Genomic DNA, 21,057 nt, shown 5'->3' with positions numbered 1-21,057 from the left:
GTGTCAACCGGGCAAAACCACGAGGGACGGCGTTTCCTGCGGACCACCGGCCAACATGCCGCGATCGAAGCCGACACGCTGATTGACGGCGCCTACATCCTCCGCATCGGTGACGCCGAGCAATCCCACGTCAATCTCGCGGAACCCGCGGAAGTCTTCTACGAGTACCTGCGCAGGATCGGCCATGTGGTGGATCTGCTCGCGCCAGGCGGGCAAGCCATCACTGCCCTTCATCTCGGCGCAGGGGCCTTGACCCTGGCCCGCTACATCGAGGCGACAAGGCCCGGTTCGGAACAGCACGCCGTCGAACTCGAACGTGAATTGCTCGACTTCGTGCTGCAGAAGTTGCCCATGCCGGACGGCACCCGCTTGGAGACGCATATCGGCGACGCACGCGAAACCCTCGCCGAGCTGCCCGCGGAACTCGGGTTCGACGTCGTGATCCTGGACATCTTCTCCGGTCCCGAGGCACCGGCACATATCGCCTGCCAGGAGTTCTATGAAGAGGCCGCGGCGCGGCTCCGGCCCGATGGGGTGCTCATCGTCAACGTCGGCGACGAGGCAGCCCTGAGCCTGGTGCGCAGCCAGGTCGCCGCGATGCGCCGGGCGATGCCCGACGTTGCAGCCTTCGCCGAGAGCGGCATGTTCGCCGGCCGCTACCCCGGAAACATCATCCTGGTGGGGACGCGCCGGCCGTGGCCGGCCGAGTGGACGGCGGAACTGCTCGCCCGTGGGCCGCACCCCGCGGCGGTGCTGAGCGGAGTGGAGTTGGACCGCCTATCGGGCTAGCGCCGCAGCTCCGGCCAGGCATGCGCTAGACGGGTTCGGCGAACCAGAGCTTGGTCTCGCCGTACTTCTTGTCGGCAAACCGTTCGAGGGTGTCCGGCCAGTCCGGCTCCGGGGACCTAGAGGAACGCTCGACGACCACCACGGCGCCTTCATCCAGGTGGAAGGCAAGCTTGGCGAGGACGGCCTTCAGGGAAGGCTCATCCAAAGGATAGGGCGGATCCAGGAACACCAGGTCCCAGAGGACGTCATCCGCCGCGCGTTCCAGGAAGGACTCCACCTTGGAACGATTGACAGAGACAATCCTGCGTCCCAGCACCTGGTTGGCCATGTCTGCATTACGCTGGCAGACCTCGGAGGCGCGTGCATCAAATTCCACGAGTTCGGCCGAGCGCGCGCCCCGGCTGGCACTTTCGATGCCGAGCGACCCCGAACCCGCATAAAGATCCAGGACCCGGGCATCGTCGATGGCGTCGAGGGCCTCGAGCCGCGAGAACAAGGCCTCTTTGACGCGGTCCGTCGTGGGCCTGGTGGCGTTTCCGGGGACGCTGACCAGCGGATTGCCGCCGACCACGCCGGCAATGATCCGGCTCACCGGCCAACTCCGGGGGCAGCACAATCAGGCGTGCCTTCGGGCGTGGATTCCTTAGCCGCGTTCAAGGAACGCCTCCTTTTCGGGGTTCAGATATTCGTCAATCGCGGCGGCCAGTGCCTGTTGGCCCTCCAGCCCGGGATCGTCCGCAACGAGCCGCTGGGCATCGGTGCGGGCGCGGGCGATCACGTCCTCATGCTCCAGGACCCGTAACAGCTTAAGGGTGGAACGCCCGCCGGATTGCGAGGCGCCCAGGATATCGCCTTCGCGGCGCAGCTTGAGGTCTTCCTGGGAAAGTTCGAAGCCGTCGGTAGTCGACGCGACGGCGTCAAGGCGCCTGCGGCTGGGATGGCCGGGCTCAAGCGTCGTGACCAGCAGGCACGTGCCTGGAAGACCGCCGCGGCCCACCCTCCCGCGCAGCTGGTGGAGTTGCGAAATGCCGAAACGGTCAGCATCAAGGATCACCATCAGCGTGGCGTTATGGACATCCACACCCACCTCGATCACCGTGGTGGACACCAGCAGCTGGGTCTGGTTGGCAGTGAATGAGGCCATGGTTTCGGACTTGAGTGCCGGATCCTGCCGTCCGTGGAGGGGCTCCACCCGGACGCCGCGGAGGGCGGGCTCCTGGCTGAGCGTTTCGACGACGGCGGTCACCGAAGCGAGCTCGCGTGCGGGGCCCTCCTCCGAAAGTTCGGCGTCGCTTGGTTCCGCTTCGCCCGGGCTGAAGTCGCCGTCGTCGTCGTCTCCGATCTTGGGGCACACGACGTACACCTGGTGGCCGGCGTCGATCTCTTCCCGGGAGCGTTTCCAGATCCTGCCCGCCCAGCCCGGGTTTTCCGCGAGCCCGACGACGTGGGTGGAGATGGGCGCCCGGCCTGCAGGGAGTTCGTCCAACACGGACGTTTCGAGGTCGCCGAAGACGGTCATGGCGACGGTGCGCGGAATCGGAGTAGCGGTCATCACGAGCAGGTGGGGCGGCCGGTTGGCCTTGGCACGCAGGGCGTCGCGCTGTTCCACCCCAAAGCGATGCTGCTCGTCCACCACGATCAGGCCGAGGTCCTGGAACGAGGTTTTGTCACTGAGCAGCGCGTGGGTGCCGATCACAATGCCGGCGTTGCCCGAGGCCGCGTCCAGCATGGCTTGTTTGCGGGCAACCGTCGGCATGGAGCCTGTCAGCAAGGCGACCTGGACCGACCCGGGGCCATTCCCGGGGTCGCTGTCCAACAATCCGGCCCCGCCCAGCATCCCGGCACCTCCGAACAACCCGTCGCGGGCCAGCGGGCCCAGGGTCCTCCGGATGGAATCGAAGTGCTGTGCCGCGAGGACCTCCGTGGGGGCAAGCAGTGCCGCCTGCCCGCCGGCATCCACCACTTGCAGCATGGCCCGCAAGGCCACGATCGTTTTTCCGGAACCAACTTCGCCCTGCAGCAGGCGGTTCATCGGCGAGTCCTGTGCCAGCTCGTGGGAAAGCGTCTTTCCGACGGCGGCCTGGCCGGCAGTCAGCGTGAACGGCAGCTGCCGGTCGAAGGCAGCAAGGAGCCCTTCGGGCACGGGGCGGCGAGCGGTTGCCTCTTCGGCAGCCAGCTGGGCCCGGCGCCGCGCCAGCGCAGTCTGCAGAACCAGTGCCTCCTGGTAGCGGAACCGGTCACGGGCACGCTGCCAGTCCGCCGCCGTTTCGGGCGAATGGATCAGCCGGTACGCTTCCCCGACCCCCGGAAATTTCTCCCGGGACGCAATTTCGGCAGGCAGCGGATCCTCGATGCTGTCCACATCGATGGTATCCAGCAGCGTGGTGATGACCTTGTGGATGGACCAACTGGTGAGCTTCGCGGTGGCCGGATACACGGGAATGGGCATGGCCGCGAGCTTTTCCGGATCGACGGAACCGGCCAGCTCCGGGTCCTCGTCGAGCAGCATGAAGTCCGGATTGGTCATGCCCAAGGATCCGCCGTAGCGGCTGACCTTGCCGGAGAACATCACGCGGCGGCCCGGCTGAAGCTCAGCGCGGGCACGGAAGCCGTTGAAGAAACTGATTTTCAATGTTCCGGGAATCTGCTCACCGCTGGCCTCGTCCGTGACCACGACGTCCGTCAACGATCCCCGCCTTGCACGCATTTGCCGGGTTGAATTGGACAGGACCCTGGCGATGAGGGTGGCCTCTTCATCCAGCGGCAGTTTGCTGATGGGGGTCAGCTCCCCACGGCTCAGGTAACGGCGGGGAAAGTAGTTCAGCAGCTCCCCGACGGTGTCCAGGCCAAGGTGCTTCTCGATGACGGACGCGGAGCGCTTGCCGATCCTCCGCTCGAGGGGAAGGTGAAGCTCAGTATTCATGCCCGTGCTGGCCTGCCGGAAGGCCTGGGTCGCGCGGCATCGAGAGCTGGCTGACGGAGATGTCGGTGGGCTCGCCGAGTGAGCGGATGACTGCCACGGCGGGTTCAGCTTCCGGAACGTGGACATGCACGCGCCAACGGTAGCTGGCTTCTACGGCGTCCCCATCGTCATCGTCGTCCCCGGCATCATCCGGCCCCGACAGGCCGCCCACCTGGCTTGCGCTGCCGACCTGGCTCATGATGACGGAGTCGCCGAGTTCGTCCAATCGCTGACGGAGCGTGGCGGCGGCCAGCGGTGAAAGGCTGATGGTGCACATGACCTCGACGCCGTCGTCGTCCGGCATTCCGGCATGGATGTGCGGATCCTGCAGGTCGTAGCCGTGCAGCCCGTCCAGGAGCTCATCCTGGAGTTCTTCGCCGAGCACAGCCGAACGCAGGCAGTCCAGGATCAACAACATGCCCACCCCGCCCGCGTCCACTACATGGGCGGCGTGCAGCGGGGCGAGTTGGTCCTCGGTTCGCACTACTGCATCCAGCGCGGCATTGACAGCGGCATCGAGGGCCAGTCCCAGCGCCTGGTTGCTGTCATCGCTGTTGTGCGCAGTATCGCATTCGCCCGCTGCCCTGGCGGCGGCTTCGAGAACGGAGAGCATGGTGCCCGGTACCGGCTCGCTCAAGGCCGACCAAGCCCTGATCTGGGCCCGGTTGAGGGCTGCGGCCAGCAGGGGCGCACTGAGGCGCGTGTGCCCGGCCAGCGGCTCAGCCACTGCGCACAAAAAGACGGCAAAAAGCGTTCCGGAGTTACCCGGGCCTGCTCCATGGCCGCCCGTCCTGCCGCGGCCAGAACGGCGCCGACGTCGTTTACCGGCTCGTCCGCCGTGGAACGATCTGCGAATACTGCCGCAGCGGCGCGGACAGTGAGGTAGAGGTTGGTGCCGGTGTCGCCATCTGCCACCGGGAAGATGTTGATGGCGTTGAGGCGGTCGCTGTGGTTCCCGAGCGTCGTCTCCGCTTTGCCCAGCCACCGCTTCATGGCGTGCGTATTGGCGGCAATCTTAGTCTGCAAAGTGATCCCATCCCACGGTGTCAACGGGCATTCCCGCTATCCGGACGCCGCTGTGCTGTCCTTCGGCAACGGCCTGGATCGAGCCTATCGCAGTGAAGCCGGAAGGTCGCTGAACATTGGCTGGAAATGTCGCCAGCAGGCCATGGTCCTCTCCGCCCCCCAGGATCCAGTCCATGGGATCGCGGCCAAGGGGAGCCGAGGCAGCTTCCAGGGGAGTGGCAAGGGCCTTGAGCGCGATGGGGTCGAGGTCGAGTGCGACGCCACTGGCTTCGGCGAGGCGGGCGCCGTCGCGCAAGAGCCCGTCGGAGACATCCATCATGGCCGTTGCTCCTGCCTTGGCACCCTGCGGTCCCGCGGCGAGAGGCGGCTGCGGCCTGCACTGGCTGTCCATGAGTCCGCGCTGGGCAGCGTTCAGCTTGCCTAGGGGTATGGTGCTTTCAAGCAGGGCCAGGCCGGCTGCGGCGCGGCCAACACTTCCAGCAAGGGCCAGGATGTCTCCCGGACGGGCCCCGGAGCGCAACACAGCAGGGAGCCCGTGCATTGTCCCGACGACGGCGACGGTCACCCCGATTTCGCGGCCACGGCCCAGGTCTCCCCCGGCAACCGAACAATCGGCAGCCCCCAAGCCGACGATGCCGGCCGTCAGGCCATCCGCAAAGTCCTCGACCCACTGCACCGGAGTGCCGGGCGGCATGGTCAGGCTGACGACGAGGGACACTGCGGTACCACCCATCGCGTTGATGTCGCTGAGATTCTGCGCTGCCGATTTCCAGCCGACGTCATAGCCCGTCGTCCGGTATCCGTTGTTCCATTCCAGGCGGAAGTCCTGGTCCTGGGTCTGGGTGTCGATGGAAATGAGGGTCCGGCCATCCGGGGCGGCGACGACGGCGGCGTCGTCCCCGGGCCCGAGCAGCACGCTGCTGCTGTGGTTCAGGCGCGGAAAGATGCGCGCGAGCAGCTCGCCTTCGGAGAGTTCCCCGACAGTCTGTTGTTCTATGGACACAGCTCTACGCTATCGCGAACCGCCGACAACAAAGGGCTGTCCCTTGGCGCCAGGGGCTTGCCGCAGCCGCGATAGGCTTGATCAATGCAACAAACGAAAGCCGCTGTGTACGTCCGCGCCCTCTGTTCCTTGACAGCCGCGGCGGTTTCGGTCCTTACCCTTGCAGCCTGCTCTCCCGTCGTCGACGTCAAGCCCGCGGCTGATGCCGCGAATGCTGCCTGCGCGCCCATGATGGTGTCGCTCCCGGACTCTATCGGCGGCGCCGCCCTGCGGAAGACCAACAGCCAGGCCACGGCGGCATGGGGGGATCCGTCTGTGTTGATTCTGCGTTGCGGCGTCAACGTGCCCGGCCCCACCACGGACCGTTGCGTCACCGTCAACGACGTCGACTGGGTCATCAAGGAAGGCGACCCGGTGTGGACCCTGACCACGTACGGGCGCGAGCCCGCCACTGAAATCCTCATGGACCCGAATAAGATCAGTTCCGCCACGGTCCTTGCCGATCTGGCTCCCGCCGCAGCGAAAATCAAGGCCGTTCGCAAGTGCATCGGGCAGCCTGAGCTGCTGCAGAACCTGCCCACGAGCACCCCTGGCAAGTAGCGTACGCAGCGCCGGCCGGTTATCAGCGCAGGCCGGTTATCAGCGCAGGCCCGTTTTCCGGTTGAGGGCCAGGTAGATGAGTTCGTCGATCAACTCGGCGTAGCCCAGCCCGGAAGCCGCCCACATTTGCGGATACATGCTCTTCGGGGTGAATCCGGGCATCGTGTTGATCTCGTTGATGATGAGTTCGCCGACCGGAGTGTAGAAAAAGTCCACGCGGCTGAGGCCTTCTGCACCCACAGCATCGAACGCGGCCGCAGCGAGCTCACGGACGCGCGCAATGGCCTCGTCCGGAATATCGGCCGGGCAGCTAAGGGCGGCGGCGCCGTCCTCCACATATTTGGCGTTGAAATCGTAGAACTCGTGTTCGCCCGGAGCGACGGCGATTTCCCCCGGCATGGAGGTTCGCGGGGCCGCAGTGCCGCGTCCTTCAAGGACCGCACACTCGATTTCACGGCCAACGATGCCGGCCTCGATCACCAGCTTGAGGTCGTGTCGCCGTGCTTCTTCGATGGCGGCATCCAACCCGTCCATGGAATCGACTTTGGAAATCCCCATCGAGGAACCGGCGCGGGCGGGCTTCACGAAGACCGGAAAGCCGAGGCGGTCCACGCGTTTGCGCACGGCTTCGGCGTCGTTGATCCATTCACGGTCAGTGACGGCGACATACGGTCCCACCGTAAGTCCGGCGGCCTCGAAAACGACCTTCATGAAATGCTTGTCCATGCCGACGGCGGATGCGAGGACTCCGGCTCCCACGTAGCGGGTGTCCGAGAGCTCCAAGAGCCCCTGGACAGTGCCGTCTTCGCCCCAAGGGCCGTGCAGGAGCGGAAACACGACGTCCACGGAGCCCAGTTCCTCGGGCACCGCATTCGGTGCTGTGACGATCAATTGGTGGGCTCCACCCACTTCAGCGAGGGTTACAGTCTTTCCCGAAGGCAGGACCTCAGGCAAGGCCGAGGCGCTCAGCGACCACTGGCTGATGTCAGCGGAGGGGATCACCCACTGCCCCGACTTGGCTATCCCGATGGGGACGACGTCGTACTTGCTCTTGTCGATAGCGCCCATGACGCCCGCCGCCGTCACACAGCTGACGGCGTGCTCGCTGGATCGGCCGCCAAAGAGTACGGCGACGCGAGGCCGCCGATGTTCGGCCGGCGTCGCGGACTCGGCAGTTCCGGCAGACAGGGATTCTTCGGTCACAGTTAGTAATCGCCTTCGGACTTCAGGGAGCGGGCCAGGAGTCTGGGCCCAAGTTCATCAACGGATAGTTTGCCTTCGAGGACGGCTACCACGGCCGCGGTGATCGGCATGTCGACACCGAGTTTTCCGGCTAGTTCGTAGACAGCGTACCCGGATTTAATGCCTTCCGCCGTCTGCGTCATACGCTCGGTGACCTGATCCAGGGTCAAACCTTCGCCGAGCAATCGTCCCGCCGTATGGTTCCGGGACAGGGGCGAAGAGCAGGTAGCCACGAGGTCCCCCAGTCCGGCAAGGCCTGCCATCGTGCGCGCGTCGCCACCCAGGGCAAGGGCCAGCCGAGAGGTCTCCGCGAGCCCGCGGGTGATCACCGAGGCCTTGGTGTTGTCGCCCATTTGCTTGCCTTCGCAGATACCGACGGCCAGGGCGATCACGTTTTTCACGATCCCCCCGATTTCGACGCCGACCACATCGTTGCTCGTGTAGGGGCGGAAGTACGGCGCGGTGCAGTAGAGCGCGAATGATACAGCCGTAGCTTCGTCGCTGCAGGCCACCACGGAAGCCGTCGGTTCCTGGCGCGCAATCTCCATCGCCAGGTTGGGTCCCGAAACAACGGCCACCCGCTCCTGCGGAATATCGAGTTCCTCGGAAATGACCTGGCTCATGCGGGAATCCGTACCGAGTTCAAGGCCCTTCATAAGCGAAACGACCACGGCGCCAGGTTCCACCAGTGGTTTCCATTTGCGCAGTTGAAGCCGAAGCGACTGCGCCGGCACGGCCAGAATTACGATTCCGGCGCCCGCAAGGACCTCCGCTACATCTGTTGAGGCCGTGATGGAATCGGGCAGCGCAATGTCCTTCAAGTACTGGGCGTTGCGGTGTTCCGCATTGATCTGGGCAACCACTTCGTCCCGCCGGCCCCAAATGCGGATACTGCGCTCCGCACCGGTGGCAAGTGCAGCATCCGCCAGGACCTTTGCGAACGTCGTGCCCCAGGATCCCGCGCCAAGCACGGCGACAACACCTGTGTCGGCCATGAGTTCTTCCCCGGAGGTCACTTCTGTCCGTCCGTGCCGTCGGTGCCCGAGGTTCCTTCAGTAGCTTGGAACCGACCGTGCTTCGACTGGTTGTGGGCGGCAGGGTCCCAGCGTTCCTTGGGCGGTTCTTCCCCCCGCAATGTAGCAAGAAGCTCCGTGATGGCACCCATGATGATGTCCGTAGCCTCAACCAAGGTGGCCCGGTCGAGTGCCCGGCCCTGGAAAGCGCTGAGGTCCACGGGATCGCCTACCAGGATGCGGGAGGTCTTCCGCGGGAAGACGTGCAGGCGCTTGGCGTACCGGGGGAACACCTCATGGGCACCCCAATGGGCAATGGGTACCACGGGGGCACCGGTCTGGATTGCCAGGCGCGCAGCTCCCGTGTGGCCCTTCATCGGCCACAAATCCGGATCGCGCGTCAGGGTGCCCTCCGGATAGATGATGATGGCGCCGCCGGCATCCACCACTTCCTGGGCGGCTTGCAACGAGCGGTTCGCCCCCGTCGTCGAGCGCTCCACTGGAATCTGGTTCGTGGCGCGCAACAGGCTACCGAGGACGGGGGCCTTGAAGAGGCCCGCTTTCGCGAGAAAATGCGGTGGACGCTTCATGTTGTAGAGCATGTGCCCCACGACGATGGGGTCGATCTCGGTGCAGTGGTTCGGGGCGGCGATGAAGCCACCCGCGGGGAGCTTTTCGGTCCCCTCCCACTTCTTTGCCATGAGGATGTTCATGAGCGGTCGCGCAGCTCCCGCAAGAACAGCGAACATGGCACGGCTCTGGGCCGATTCCTTCAAAGTGTCCCCCGTTACTTGGATTCGGTGAGGTCGAAATCGGCGCCCAGCCCGGCAAGCTTTTCAGTGAAGCGCTCGTAGCCGCGGTTGATGATGTCGATCCCGGTCACCCTGGACGTGCCGGTCGCGGCGAGCGCCGCAATAAGGTGGCTGAATCCGCCACGGAGGTCGGGAATGTCGATGTCGGTGCCCCTCAGCGGAGTGGGTCCTGAGACGACGGCGGAATGCAGGAAATTGCGCTGGCCGAAGCGGCACGGCACGCTCCCAAGGCATTCGCGGTGGACCTGGATGGTTGCGCCCATGCGGGTCAGGGCGTCGGTGAAGCCGAACCGGTTTTCGTACACGGTTTCGTGGACAATCGACACGCCTTCAGCCTGCGTCAAGGCGACCACCAGGGGCTGTTGCCAATCGGTCATGAAGCCCGGGTGCACATCCGTTTCAAGGACGAGCGGGCTCAGCTTTCCGCCGGGGTGGTAGAAGCGGATGCCGTCCTCGCGGATATCCATTCCGCCGCCCACCTTGCGGTAGGTGTTGAGGAAAGTCATCATGTCCCGCTGGGAGGCACCCTCCACGAAGATGTCTCCGCGGGTCACCAGGGCAGCGGAAGCCCACGACGCCGATTCATTGCGGTCTGCCAGCGCGCGGTGGTCGTAGCCACCCAAGTCCCGAACGCCTTCGATCCGGATGGTTCGATCGGTCTGGACGCTGATGATGGCACCCATCTTCTGCAGCACAGCGATGAGGTCGATGATCTCCGGTTCGGTCGCGGCACCGCTGAGTTCGGTGATGCCCTCGGCGCGCGTGGCACTCAGCAGGACTTGCTCCGTGGCTCCCACCGACGGGTACGGGAGTGAGATCTTGGCGCCGTGGAGACCCTTGGGAGCGGAAATGTGGATGCCGCCCGGGCGCTTTTCGACGACGGCACCAAACTGGCGGAGCACGTTCAAGTGGTAATCGATCGGCCGGTCGCCGATCTTGCAGCCGCCGAGATCGGGAATGAATGCTTCACCGATTGCATGGATCAACGGACCGCACAGCAGGATCGGGATGCGGGAGTCCCCGGCATGGGCGTCGATCGCGGTACTGGACGCAGTCTTCGCATTCTTGGGATCCAGGGTGAGATCACCGGTGACGGGATCCTTCTGAACAGTCACGCCATGGAGCTGCAACAGGCTGGTGACTACCTCCACGTCCTTGATTTCCGGGACGTTCCGCAGCACCGAGGGTTCGTTGCCGAGGAGGGAAGCCACCATGGCCTTGGGAACAAGGTTCTTGGCACCTCTGACGGTGACGCGGCCGGTCAAAGGGACGCCGCCGCGGATTGTCAGAACACTACTCATCTATACCGGTTTCCTCACGAGTTGATGCCCCCACACTTACGAAGGCTCAAGCTAAGCATAAAAGCTGGCGTTACCGATTCGAAATGGGGAGGCGTGGCGAAGGCGGGTTTGCTGGTGCAGTTGGTGGCCCGAGCGCGCGCCGGAATCAACTCCGCACCCAGAAAGGACCGGCGCTCCTGGTAGTTCAGGTGCCATGGTCCATAGCTGGTGCAGTTGGTGGCCCGAGCGCGCATTGCGTGGCGCGTTCGTTCCCGTTTTCGCAGGACTTTTCCACATACGACGACGGCGGGCTGGCCGCCGGACGCGGTGCCCCTAAGGCTGGAGGCATGCCACCTTTCCGGCCCGATCCATGGATAACCCCGCATTCCAACCCCAACGATGACCACGGAGGGCGGACGGTTGCAAGAATGGCCCTGCGCAATGAACTAGTACGGATTCGTCGGGGTTTGTACCTTCCGGTCAGCCGATGGATGGAGCTTGAGCCGTGGGAGCAGTTCCGCGTTAAAGTCCAAGCCGTGAACGACGCCGCCCGCAAGCCGCCGGTCTTCTGCGGCCAATCAGCAGCCGTGTTGTGGGGCCTGCCGCTGATCGAGGTGCCTGAGGAAGTCGAGACACTGGTCATGCCGGGACCGGGCGGCGGCAGGTCCCGGAATGGCATAAGGCGCCGCTTGGCCGTCCCGGAGGATTGCGAAGTTGTGATGCTGGACGGCCTGCGGGTTACCTCCATGGACCAGACCATCAGGGACCTCGCCGCCATGTTGCCCCTCACGGGATCGTTGCCGGCCGCGGACCGCGCAGCCTCGTTCTGGAGTCAATCGGGGCGATCCCCGGAGGAATTCGGCGAAAGAGTCCTCTCTCAACTCGGCGGGCTGAGCAAAGTCAAACAACGGCGAGTGCAAAGAGTACTTGCGGCGGCTGATCCCGCGTCCGGTTCGCCGGGCGAATCATTGAGCCGCGCTGTGATGATACTGGCCGGTGTTCCGAAGCCCGAACTGCAGGCAGCGCATCGCGACGCACAAGGGCTGATCGGTTACTCGGACTTCCATTGGCCGGAATACGGCGTCGTGGGCGAATTCGATGGCTGGGCGAAATACAGTCGGGGCGAATATCTGGCCGGACGCAGCCCGGAAGACGTTCTGAAGGCCGAAAAGATCCGGGAGGACCGCCTGAGGGCAACGGGATTGACCCTAGTCCGCTGGATGTGGCCGGAAGCGAAAGACGGCGCCGAACTCTTGTTGAAGCTGCACAACGCCGGGATCAGGCCATGAACACATCCGGCGAAACGCGTCACGCACACGAAAAGGACCGGCGCACCCGTTCCTTCGGGTGCGCCGGTCCTTTCAAGGTGCAGAAGCTAGCCAGGCAGCCGCCCGTCCTCTTCGGCTGATCTACTGGATTCGCGCCGGCAGGGTTTTCGGCTTGAAGGAAGGCCTTGTGGCCTCGTAGGCCGTGATGTCTTCCTCGTGCTGGAGCGTGAGGCCGATGTCATCCAGGCCTTCCAGGAGGCGCCAGCGGGTGTAGTCATCGATCTCGAAGGGTGCCACGACGTTTCCGCACTCAACGGTTTTGGACACGAGGTCCACCTTGACTTCGGTGCCTGGCGCGTTTTCGAGCACCTTCCAGATGAGTTCGATGTCGTCCTGGGCAAGCTCGGCCGCCAGGAGGCCTTGCTTTCCCGAGTTGCCGCGGAAAATATCCGCGAACCGGGAGGAGAGTACGGCTTTGAACCCGTAGTCCTTCAGTGCCCAGACTGCGTGCTCGCGGGATGAACCGGTACCAAAATCGGGTCCCGCCACAAGCACGGAACCGGCGTTGAAGGGTTCCTGGTTCAGGATGAAGGACGGGTCCTTGCGCCACGCTGAGAACAGCGCGTCTTCGAAACCGGTGCGGGTAATCCGCTTCAGGTAGACCGCGGGAATGATCTGGTCCGTGTCCACATTGCTCTGGCGCAGCGGGACACCGATGCCGGTGTGGGTGGTGAACTTTTCCATGGGGCCCTCCTAGGCGGCGTCGGTGGTGGTGGAGGCGGAAACAGAGGCGGGCTCCAGGTCCGAAGGCGAGCTCAGCGTTCCGCGTACTGCCGTGGCTCCTGCGACTACCGGCGAAACCAAGTGGGTGCGGCCACCCTTGCCCTGGCGCCCCTCGAAGTTTCGGTTCGAGGTGGACGCGCAGCGCTCCCCCGGTTCCAGCTGGTCCGGATTCATGCCCAGGCACATGGAGCAGCCGGCAAAGCGCCATTCAGCACCGAATTCCTTGAACACCTTGTCCAGGCCCTCTGCTTCGGCCTCAAGGCGGACGCGTGCCGAGCCGGGAACCACGAGCATCCGGATCTTCGGGTCCTTTTCCCGCCCGCGGATGACATCGGCGGCGGCACGGAGATCCTCGATGCGGGAGTTGGTGCAGGATCCGAGGAAGACCGTGTCCACCCGGATGTCCTTCATGGGCGTGCCGGCTTCGAGGCCCATGTACTGCAGCGCGCGCTCGGCCGCCAGTTTGGCGTTCTCGTCACCGAAGTCCGCGGGGAACGGTACCGCTTCGTTGAGCGAAATGCCCTGGCCCGGGTTGGTCCCCCAGGTCACGAACGGCTCCAAGGTATCGGCGTCGAGGTCCACCTCGACATCGAAAGCGGCGTCGTCGTCGGTGTGCAGCGTGTTCCAGTATTCGACGGCGGCATCCCACTCAGCGCCCTGCGGGGCGTGAGGGCGGCCGTACATGTAGTCGTAGGTCGTCTGGTCCGGAGCCACCAAGCCAGCGCGGGCACCGGCTTCGATGGACATGTTGCAGACGGTCATGCGGGCATCCATCGAGAGCGCCCGGATGGCCGAGCCACGGTACTCCAGGACGTAGCCCTGGCCGCCTCCGGTTCCGATCTTGGCGATGACCGCAAGGATAATGTCCTTCGCCGAAACGCCCGGGCGCAGCGTGCCTTCAACGTTGATGGCCATGGTCTTGAACGGCTTGAGGGACAGCGTCTGCGTGGCCATGACGTGTTCCACCTCGGAAGTGCCGATGCCCATGGCGAGCGCACCGAAGGCGCCGTGGGTTGAGGTGTGGGAATCGCCGCAAACAACCGTCATGCCGGGCTGGGTGAGGCCCAACTGCGGGCCGACAACGTGCACAATGCCCTGTTCGGCGTCGCCGAGCGAGTGCAGGCGGACTCCGAACTCCTTGCAGTTGTTGCGCAGGGTCTGGATCTGCGTGCGGCTGGTCAGATCGGCAATCGGCTTGTCGATGTCCAGCGTCGGCGTGTTGTGGTCTTCCGTCGCGATAGTGAGGTCGGGGCGGCGCAAGGGGCGGCCGGCCAGGCGCAAACCCTCAAAGGCCTGCGGGGAGGTCACCTCGTGCACGAGGTGCAGGTCGATGAACAGAAGATCGGGCTGGGCGTTGGCTCCTTCGCCCTCGCCCTTGCGCACCACGTGCGCATCCCAAACTTTCTCGGCCAGTGTCTTTCCCACGGCCTACTCCCTTCACTGCGGTTGGCTTGACTACTTCCACTGAACATCAGCGATCCGAACTGCGCCAGTGAAACAACTTGCATCTCAGATATTGAGACGGCAATATCATTACATGGACAATTCTAGTGGAGTCGGCGTCATCGATAAAGCGGCCCAAGTGCTCGACGCACTTGAGGCGGGGCCAACCACCTTGGCTCAACTTGTGGCAGCAACAGGGCTGGCCCGCCCCACCGTGCACCGGCTGGCGCTGGCACTCGTCCACCACCGCCTCGTGAGCCGTGACATCCAAGGCCGCTTTGTCCTCGGCAGCCGCCTTGTTGAGCTTGCTTCGGCGGCGGGCGAAGACCGGCTCATCGCTTCTGCCGGCCCGGTCTTGATCCAGTTGCGCGACGCCACCGGGGAGAGCGCCCAAATCTTCCGACGCCAGGGCGACTGGCGCGTCTGCGTTGCCTCGGCCGAACGTCCGATCGGCCTGCGCGACACTATTCCCGTGGGCACCCAGCTTTCCATGAAGGCCGGCTCCGCCGCCCAGATCCTGCTGGCATGGGAAGACCACGACCGTCTCCTGGACGGACTCCAGAACGCCCGGTTCACGCCGACTGTCCTGGCAGGAGTACGACGCCGGGGCTGGGCCCAGAGCCTCGGCGAACGCGAGCCTGGGGTCGCCTCGGTTTCCGCACCCGTCCGTGGTCCTTCCGGCCGGGTCATTGCTGCGGTGTCCATTTCGGGCCCCATCGAGCGCCTGACCCGCCAGCCGGGACGCCTGCATGCCGAAGTCGTCTGCAATGCCGCCCGGGTATTGACCGAAGCCCTGCGGAAGAACAACGACTAACCGCTTCCCATCTGCTTCCCTTAGGCACCCTCCCGTAGACGCGCGCAGGTAGGGTAGGCGCATGAACAGCTTTGCCGTGTTCCTGCGCGGGATCAACGTGGGCGGGATCAACATCAAGATGGCCGACCTCAAGGCAGCCCTCAAGGCGCACCCTTTCACCGACGTCAAGACCCTGCTGGCCAGCGGCAACGTGGTGCTCCGGAGCGAACTCGACGCGGCGGGAGTCAAGAACGAGTTTGAAGAGTGCTTGAGGGAAGCATTTGGTTATGACGCCTGGGTGGTGGTCCTGACTGCTGAAAGGGTTGCCGAATTAGTGGAAGCCTGCCCTTATCCGGCCGACGACAAAACCACGCACAGCTACATCACCCTCGCCTCGGATGCGGCCATGTTGGACGAACTGTTCGACGCCGGCACGGCCCTCGGCGCCCCCGGGCAGGGCGGCGTCGAGCAGGTCCGGCTGGGTCCCGAGGCCTCCGCTTGGCTCGCCCCGGCGGGAGGCACCTTGGACAGCCCCTTCAGCAAGCTCTCCGCAAAGGCCCGCTACAAGGCGAGCACCACCACGCGGAACCTGCGCACGCTCATCAAGGTCAAGGACGCCGCAGAGGCCCTCCAGAAAGAAGAATGAGCGGCCGCCGTACAGTTCTCCCCTCTTTTGAAATGGGAAAGCGCTTGCGACACGGCGAGTCGGGTCACTCCTCGGCTTTCTCGCGGCAAACAGGGGGAGAAAGGTACGGCGTACAAGGGTTCGGGGGTCATACTTGATGCAAAGAAAAATCCCCCGGAACCTGTTGGTTCCGGGGGATTCATTTTGTGACCCCAGCGGGATTCGAACCCGCGTTACCGCCGTGAGAGGGCAGCGTACTAGGCCGCTATACGATGGGGCCTTGCACTTTGATTTCCTGCATTCTGAATACCGCTTCCGGCATTCAAGCTGAATGAGTATTTCATACATTCACCTTTGTTTCAAATCGGCGAACCGCTTTGAAACTCCGAATTCCCACACAAACATGCGGATTATTCAGAGCTGGGATACCAGGACTCGAACCTAGAATGACGGTACCAGAAACCGTAGTGTTGCCAATTACACCATATCCCATTGGCACTTTTAGGCCGGATTCGATGGCGTAAACCTTCGCTCCGTGCCCCTCAGCACGAGTAATTACTTTACCCGAGACTTTCGATGCACACAAATCGAGCGCGCAGGCCCGCGCCCGCCCGGCGCGGACCCTCAGCGATCCGCCGACGTCGATGCCGACATGAAAAAACCCTTGCAATCGACGGTACCTTAGGTTTACTCTCGGTAATTTACCAATCGGTAACCAACGCCACGCACTTGTTTCGTGGCACAGCTGCAGGCCGATTAGCTTGTTAGCTGCGTCACATGGGGGGATCCCTGGCAGCAGCGCCGCTGTCGGGAAGTCATCGAGAGGAATTGCCCATGACATCGAACCCTGCAATTGCCACCAGAACACGAAGCCGTGCCCAGATAATCGCTATTGCCGTGCTCGCTCTCCTGCTCATCGCGCTCCTCGGCTTCTACACCTTGGTCATTGGGAAGATCGCGGCAGGGTCGGCGCAACTCAATGACGGCGCAGGCCAGGCATCCGCCGGCGCCGGCCAGCTCAAGGACGGCGCTGCACGGCTCGCAGGCGGAGCTGCGGAAGCCGGAACAGGTGCTGCCAAGCTCGCGGATGGCGCGTCAAAAGTCCAAAACGGAATCCAAGGCAAGCTGGCTCCGGGAGCCCAGCAGTTGAAGGATGGGGCCGACAAACTCGCTACAGGGGCCGTGAAAATCCAGAATGACGTCAACGCCAAGCTAGCGCCCGGAGTCTACAAGGTGGACGACGGCGCACAGAAGCTCGCGGCCGGGGCCGTGCAGCTTTCCGCGGCGCTGACCCCGACGCCGGGCGGCAACGCTGAAAACAATCTCGGCGACGGCGCAACTCAACTCAACAACGGCGCGAACCAGCTCAACAACGGAGCCGCCCAACTCGACGCCGGTGCCGCCCAACTCGACGCGGGCGCTGCCCGGCTCGCCGCGGGCACCGATCAGCTCAAAGGTTACCCGGGAGCCGGAGACGATCCCACCAAGGGAACGGGCTCCGCAGCGTTGGCCCAAGGGCTCCAGCAACTCGCCGACGCCGCCAACGGCATCCAGGGCGTGGTGCCCCTGGCAGCGTTGAAGGCCCAGATCAATGCGCTCAACGATGGCGCGCACCGCCTTGACGCCGGAGCCTCGCAACTGCGGGCCGGGGCGGGCCAGCTTTCGGCCGGAGCGGCGCAACTGCACGACGGCACCGGACGGCTCGCCGACGGCACCGGGAAGCTCGCGGCAGGGACCGGCAAGCTGACAGCCGGTTTCGCCACCCTCGCCCAGAAGCTCAACAGCCAGGATCCGGCGTCCCCGGGCGTCGTTCTGGGGACCCAAATGCTCGCCGATGGAACCGCAAAGATCCGCGTGGGCATGGACGGCGTACCTGGCGACCCTGAGCATCCGGGGCTCCTCAAGGCCACGGCCGGCATGACGGACGGAACGTCCCGCCTGGCTGCGGGCACGGACACGTTGATGACGGGAATCAAGGGCAGCCCTGCTGACCCCTCCTCCCCCGGTCTCCTGGACGGCTCCACTGCGTTGGCAGCGGGCGCCTCCAAGTTGTCCGATGGAAACGCCAAACTGGCCGCGGGATCGGCCCAGTTGTCCACCGGTGCCGACAAACTCGCGGACGGAAATGCGCGAATCGCGGCGGGCACAGCGGAACTGCATCAGGGAGCTGCGGCGGTATCGCCGTCGAGCATGGCCGAAAAGTCCGATACCGGCACGGCGCTCGGGCTTGTGGGCGTCCTGGGGGCGGGTTCCGTCGGAACGTTCGTTTTCCTGCGGAAGTTCCGGCTGGGCGCGTAGCGGCAGAAGCCTCAGGCGAGCAGTCGCGTCAAGGAGTCTATTTCCCGGACGGAAAAGTCGGAGGCGTGCTCGCCGGTGCGGTTCAGCCAGATGCCCAGCAATCCGGCGGCCGTGGCGCCGTCGGCGTCGAGAAGGCGGTTGTCTCCCACAAAAAGGGTCTCGGCCGGGGTGGTGCCCAAGCGACGGACCCCTTCCAGGTAAATGGCGGGGTCCGGCTTGGGCACGCCTACGGTGTCCGTTCCGACAAGGACCGAGACCCTGGCGAGTCCCGCACTGTCGAGCTTGACCCGCTGGTAGTCATGGACGTTGTTACTCACGGCGCCATAAGGGATGCCCGCGGCGTCCAGTGCATCAAGGACGGGCAGGACATCGCTGAAGGCCCTGACATAACTGGGCTGCAAGCGCGAGTAGTCATTGAGCCACGTGTGGGAGTCCTCGCCTCCCAGTTCCACGCCGAAATGCCCCAGGGCTGCGCGGCCACGCAGGAGGCGCTGCTCGTTGAACGTCAATTCACCGGCGAGATACCGGTCATAGAAATGCGTGGTTTCGTGCGTGAAGATCCGTCCGAACTTCTCCCACCCGGTCTGGTCCAGGCCGGGCAGGAGGTGTTCGCTCACGTCACGCAGGGCCGTGGTCATGGCGTACTCAAGGTCCACCAGGGTGTCGTCAATGTCGAACAGGACACCCCGGATCGTGCCGAATGACTCATGAAGTGCGTTGATCACGGCGTGCCTGAACTAGCCGCGGAACGCGCGCAGGCGGGTGAGCGAGGAATCCTTGCCCAGGATGACCATCGATTCGAACAGCGGCGGCGAGATGCGGCGGCCGGAGATTGCCGTGCGCACTGGGCCGAACGCGAGGCGCGGCTTCATGCCAAGATCTTCCACCAAGGCCTGCTTGAGTGCTGACTGGATGCTTTCTGCTGTCCAGTCGGCGAGGGGTTCGAGCGCAGCCAACGCGGCGTCCAGCACCTCGCCCAGGTTCTCGGGGAGTCCCTTGCGGGCGTCGTCGGCGACGTCGATCGCGTCGTCGTTCTTGAACAGGAAGGCGAGCATCTCGGGAGCCTCGCCCAGCAGGGTGATCCGTTCCTGGACCAGCGGCGCGGACTCGGCGAGGATCTCTTCCTGGCGCGGAGTCAGGATCTCCCCCACGAAGCCGGCGGCACGCAGGTACGGCACGAGCCGCTGACGGAAATCCTCCGGAGTGAGCATGCGCACGTGCGTTCCGTTGATGGCTTCGGCCTTCTTGATATCGAAGCGCGCCGGGTTGCCCAGGACGTCGTGGATGTCGAAGTTGGCCACGAGCTGCTCCACGGTGAAGATGTCCTCGTCGGCGCTCAGGGACCAGCCCAGGAGGGACAAGTAGTTGAGCAATCCTTCGCGGATGAAGCCGCGTTCACGGTGCAGGAACAGGCTGGATTCCGGATCGCGCTTGGAAAGCTTCTTGTTGCCCTGGCCCATGACGTAGGGAAGGTGGCCGAATTCGGGCATGTACTCGGCCACGCCGATGGCGTAGAGGGCGCGGTAGAGGGCGATCTGCCGCGGAGTGGAACTGAGCAGGTCTTCGCCGCGGAGGACGTGCGTGATGCCCATGAGTGCGTCGTCAACCGGGTTCACCAATGTGTACAGCGGAGCTCCGTTGGCACGTACCACGGCGAAGTCGGGCACGGATCCCGCCTTGAACGTGATTTCCCCGCGCACAAGGTCGTTGAAGGTGAGGTCGTCGTCCGGCATGCGCAGGCGCAACACGGCATTGCGGCCCTCGGCCTTGTACTGGGCGAGCTGTTCCTCGGTGACGTGGCGGTCAAAGCCGTCGTAACCGAGCTTCGGATCCCGGCCGGCGGCGCGGTGCCGTGCTTCGATCTCCTCGGGAGTGGAGTACGACTCATAGATGTGACCGCCGGCCTTGAGCTTGGCGATGACGTCCTGGTACATGTCGCTGCGCTGCGACTGGCGGTACGGTTCGTGCGGCCCGCCAACCTCAACGCCCTCGTCCCAGTCGATGCCGAGCCATTTCAAGGCGTCAAGCAGTTGGTGGTAGCTTTCCTCGCTGTCGCGGGCCGAGTCGGTATCCTCGATCCGGAAAATCAGTTTGCCACCGGTGTGCCGTGCGTAGGCCCAGTTGAAGAGAGCCGTACGGATCAACCCAACGTGCGGAGTTCCCGTGGGTGAGGGGCAGAACCGGACGCGGACCGGGGTTTCGGCGTTCACGGCGGGAATGGCGGCAGAGTTCGGCGCGGCAACAGTAGTCATAATGGTTCCAACTTTACCCCGTGGCGGTGGGCGGAATGCCCAGTGACCGTGGGCGGAAGCGGCTGACGGGGTGGCCCGCCAAACCCCTACCGGCGGACTACCGGGTTGGACAAGCGGCCGATGCCTTCGATCTCGATCTCGTATCGGTCGCCCTCGTGGACCAGGCCGACGCCGGCCGGAGTCCCGGTCATGATGACATCACCCGGAAGGAGGGTGAAAGCCTGCGAAACGATCGACACCAGCTCACGGACGCTGCGGATCATCTGGTTGGTGCTGCCGTCCTGGCGGAGTTCACCGTTGAGCCAGCCCTTGATGGCGAGGTCTTCGGGGTCGAGCTCCGTCTCGATCCACGGTCCGAGCGGTGCGGAGGTGTCAAAGCCCTTGGCACGCGCCCATTGCAGGTCCGTCTTCTGGACGTCGCGGGCCGTGAGGTCGTTGCCGCAGGTGTAGCCGAAAATGACATCGTCCACCCGATCTTCGGGCACATCCTTGCAAATGCGGCCAATGACCACACAGAGTTCCGCCTCAAAGGAGACTTCCTCCGAGAACTCGGGCAAGATGATCGGATCGTTGGGGCCAACGACGGCGGTGTTCGGCTTCAGGAACAGCAAGGGGTGCTGCGGGACCTCGTTACCCAGTTCCCGGGCATGCTCCGCGAAGTTCCGTCCGACACCGATGACTTTGCTGCGCGGAATGATCGGTGCCAGCAGTCGCACGTCTTCCAGCTTGTGGCGGACCGAGGTCCGCTCGACGCCGTTGAAGAAGGGGTCGCCATGGATGACAGTGATGACTTCACTGCCGGGCTCACCTTCGACAACGCCGTAGACGGGATCAGAATCAACTACAAACCGGGCGATACGCATGGTTT

Annotated in this window: 18 protein-coding genes, 2 tRNA genes and 1 pseudogene; 6 read left to right on the top strand and 15 right to left on the bottom strand. The window is 64.4% G+C overall.

What is annotated here, in order from left to right; genetic code table 11:
• Positions 1-789: a spermidine synthase gene (locus ABD742_RS07215; protein ID WP_234752007.1), complete on the top strand. Its 789-nt coding sequence runs from the start codon at positions 1-3 to the stop codon at positions 787-789.
• Positions 790-814: 25 nt separating this feature from the next.
• Here ABD742_RS07215 and rsmD read toward each other — a convergent pair whose 3' ends face one another.
• The 4 genes and pseudogenes from rsmD to thiL form a co-directional block, all read right to left on the bottom strand.
• Entirely contained in the window at positions 815-1,381 is a 567-nt protein-coding gene (rsmD, locus tag ABD742_RS07210; protein WP_234752004.1) for a 16S rRNA (guanine(966)-N(2))-methyltransferase RsmD, read from the bottom strand.
• A gap of 51 nt (positions 1,382-1,432) precedes the next feature.
• Positions 1,433-3,712, bottom strand: coding sequence for an ATP-dependent DNA helicase RecG (locus ABD742_RS07205; protein ID WP_234751995.1), 2,280 nt, complete (start codon positions 3,710-3,712; stop codon positions 1,433-1,435).
• Positions 3,702-4,744: pseudogene (locus tag ABD742_RS07200) on the bottom strand (DAK2 domain-containing protein). Before ABD742_RS07200 ends, ABD742_RS07205 begins: the two are co-directional and overlap by 11 nt.
• A gap of 22 nt (positions 4,745-4,766) precedes the next feature.
• A complete protein-coding gene (gene thiL, locus ABD742_RS07195; protein WP_234751992.1) occupies positions 4,767-5,780 on the bottom strand; it encodes a thiamine-phosphate kinase in 1,014 nt (337 codons plus the stop codon).
• An 84-nt stretch (positions 5,781-5,864) separates the two neighbouring features.
• Between thiL and ABD742_RS07190 the strand changes: the two genes are divergently transcribed.
• Complete coding sequence (locus ABD742_RS07190; RefSeq protein WP_234751989.1) at positions 5,865-6,380, top strand: DUF3515 family protein; 516 nt, start codon at positions 5,865-5,867, stop codon at positions 6,378-6,380.
• A gap of 39 nt (positions 6,381-6,419) precedes the next feature.
• Here the strand turns inward: ABD742_RS07190 and ABD742_RS07185 are convergent, their stop codons facing one another.
• Genes ABD742_RS07185 through murA form a run of 4 tightly spaced genes read right to left on the bottom strand, consistent with a single transcriptional unit; the run spans position 6,420 to position 10,748 of the window.
• Positions 6,420-7,568: a D-alanine--D-alanine ligase family protein gene (locus ABD742_RS07185; protein ID WP_234752290.1), complete on the bottom strand. Its 1,149-nt coding sequence runs from the start codon at positions 7,566-7,568 to the stop codon at positions 6,420-6,422.
• A 17-nt stretch (positions 7,569-7,585) separates the two neighbouring features.
• Positions 7,586-8,617, bottom strand: a complete 1,032-nt coding sequence (locus tag ABD742_RS07180) for an NAD(P)H-dependent glycerol-3-phosphate dehydrogenase (protein ID WP_234751986.1) — start codon at positions 8,615-8,617, stop codon at positions 7,586-7,588.
• Positions 8,618-8,634: 17 nt separating this feature from the next.
• A complete protein-coding gene (locus ABD742_RS07175) occupies positions 8,635-9,411 on the bottom strand; it encodes a lysophospholipid acyltransferase family protein (RefSeq protein ID WP_234751982.1) in 777 nt (258 codons plus the stop codon).
• A gap of 11 nt (positions 9,412-9,422) precedes the next feature.
• On the bottom strand, positions 9,423-10,748 hold the full coding sequence (gene murA / locus ABD742_RS07170) for a UDP-N-acetylglucosamine 1-carboxyvinyltransferase (protein WP_059387657.1): 1,326 nt from the start codon (positions 10,746-10,748) through the stop codon (positions 9,423-9,425).
• A 407-nt stretch (positions 10,749-11,155) separates the two neighbouring features.
• On the opposite strand from murA, the gene ABD742_RS07165 reads away from it, so the two are divergent.
• Positions 11,156-12,016 carry a hypothetical protein gene (locus tag ABD742_RS07165; RefSeq protein WP_234751979.1) on the top strand — a complete coding sequence of 287 codons (861 nt, stop codon included), beginning with the start codon at positions 11,156-11,158 and terminating at the stop codon, positions 12,014-12,016.
• Positions 12,017-12,136: 120 nt separating this feature from the next.
• Here the strand turns inward: ABD742_RS07165 and leuD are convergent, their stop codons facing one another.
• On the bottom strand, positions 12,137-12,739 hold the full coding sequence (gene leuD, locus ABD742_RS07160) for a 3-isopropylmalate dehydratase small subunit (protein WP_078108589.1): 603 nt from the start codon (positions 12,737-12,739) through the stop codon (positions 12,137-12,139).
• A 9-nt stretch (positions 12,740-12,748) separates the two neighbouring features.
• Positions 12,749-14,203, bottom strand: coding sequence for a 3-isopropylmalate dehydratase large subunit (leuC, locus tag ABD742_RS07155; RefSeq protein WP_234751976.1), 1,455 nt, complete (start codon positions 14,201-14,203; stop codon positions 12,749-12,751).
• Between the two features lie 112 nt (positions 14,204-14,315).
• On the opposite strand from leuC, the gene ABD742_RS07150 reads away from it, so the two are divergent.
• A complete protein-coding gene (locus tag ABD742_RS07150; protein WP_028264661.1) occupies positions 14,316-15,035 on the top strand; it encodes an IclR family transcriptional regulator in 720 nt (239 codons plus the stop codon).
• 61 nt (positions 15,036-15,096) lie between these two features.
• Positions 15,097-15,660 carry a DUF1697 domain-containing protein gene (locus ABD742_RS07145; protein WP_234751973.1) on the top strand — a complete coding sequence of 188 codons (564 nt, stop codon included), beginning with the start codon at positions 15,097-15,099 and terminating at the stop codon, positions 15,658-15,660.
• 186 nt (positions 15,661-15,846) lie between these two features.
• Here ABD742_RS07145 and ABD742_RS07140 read toward each other — a convergent pair.
• Both ABD742_RS07140 and ABD742_RS07135 read right to left on the bottom strand, forming a co-directional pair.
• A tRNA-Glu gene (locus ABD742_RS07140) sits at positions 15,847-15,919 on the bottom strand.
• A 140-nt stretch (positions 15,920-16,059) separates the two neighbouring features.
• Positions 16,060-16,131: transfer RNA gene (locus tag ABD742_RS07135), tRNA-Gln, on the bottom strand.
• 342 nt (positions 16,132-16,473) lie between these two features.
• On the opposite strand from ABD742_RS07135, the gene ABD742_RS07130 reads away from it, so the two are divergent.
• A complete protein-coding gene (locus ABD742_RS07130) occupies positions 16,474-17,937 on the top strand; it encodes a hypothetical protein (protein WP_234751970.1) in 1,464 nt (487 codons plus the stop codon).
• Positions 17,938-17,948: 11 nt separating this feature from the next.
• Here the strand turns inward: ABD742_RS07130 and ABD742_RS07125 are convergent, their stop codons facing one another.
• The 3 genes from ABD742_RS07125 to ABD742_RS07115 all read right to left on the bottom strand — a co-directional run bounded on the left by ABD742_RS07125 (position 17,949) and on the right by ABD742_RS07115 (position 21,052).
• Positions 17,949-18,662, bottom strand: coding sequence for an HAD family hydrolase (locus ABD742_RS07125; protein WP_234751967.1), 714 nt, complete (start codon positions 18,660-18,662; stop codon positions 17,949-17,951).
• Positions 18,663-18,674: 12 nt separating this feature from the next.
• A complete protein-coding gene (gltX, locus tag ABD742_RS07120; protein WP_234751964.1) occupies positions 18,675-20,189 on the bottom strand; it encodes a glutamate--tRNA ligase in 1,515 nt (504 codons plus the stop codon).
• Between the two features lie 86 nt (positions 20,190-20,275).
• Positions 20,276-21,052: a fumarylacetoacetate hydrolase family protein gene (locus ABD742_RS07115; protein WP_234751962.1), complete on the bottom strand. Its 777-nt coding sequence runs from the start codon at positions 21,050-21,052 to the stop codon at positions 20,276-20,278.
• Between the last annotated feature and the right edge of the window lie 5 nt (positions 21,053-21,057).

This window comes from Arthrobacter ramosus, from assembly GCF_039535095.1.
GTDB lineage: Bacteria > Actinomycetota > Actinomycetes > Actinomycetales > Micrococcaceae > Arthrobacter > Arthrobacter ramosus.
Note: the sequence above shows the minus strand (reverse complement) of the source record. Positions and strands in the feature narration are given on the sequence as shown.

Bases quoted from the DNA above. Each gene is read 5' to 3' on its own strand.
- ABD742_RS07115 (WP_234751962.1), bottom strand. From the start codon at position 21,052: ATGCGTATCGCCCGGTTTGTAGTTGATTCTGATCCCGTCTACGGCGTT.
- ABD742_RS07190 (WP_234751989.1), top strand. From the start codon at position 5,865: ATGCAACAAACGAAAGCCGCTGTGTACGTCCGCGCCCTCTGTTCCTTG.
- ABD742_RS07180 (WP_234751986.1), bottom strand. From the start codon at position 8,617: ATGGCCGACACAGGTGTTGTCGCCGTGCTTGGCGCGGGATCCTGGGGC.
- ABD742_RS07145 (WP_234751973.1), top strand. From the start codon at position 15,097: ATGAACAGCTTTGCCGTGTTCCTGCGCGGGATCAACGTGGGCGGGATC.
- ABD742_RS07150 (WP_028264661.1), top strand. From the start codon at position 14,316: ATGGACAATTCTAGTGGAGTCGGCGTCATCGATAAAGCGGCCCAAGTG.
- gltX (WP_234751964.1), bottom strand. From the start codon at position 20,189: ATGACTACTGTTGCCGCGCCGAACTCTGCCGCCATTCCCGCCGTGAAC.
- leuD (WP_078108589.1), bottom strand. From the start codon at position 12,739: ATGGAAAAGTTCACCACCCACACCGGCATCGGTGTCCCGCTGCGCCAG.
- ABD742_RS07130 (WP_234751970.1), top strand. From the start codon at position 16,474: ATGACATCGAACCCTGCAATTGCCACCAGAACACGAAGCCGTGCCCAG.
- ABD742_RS07165 (WP_234751979.1), top strand. From the start codon at position 11,156: ATGGCCCTGCGCAATGAACTAGTACGGATTCGTCGGGGTTTGTACCTT.
- ABD742_RS07205 (WP_234751995.1), bottom strand. From the start codon at position 3,712: ATGAATACTGAGCTTCACCTTCCCCTCGAGCGGAGGATCGGCAAGCGC.
- murA (WP_059387657.1), bottom strand. From the start codon at position 10,748: ATGAGTAGTGTTCTGACAATCCGCGGCGGCGTCCCTTTGACCGGCCGC.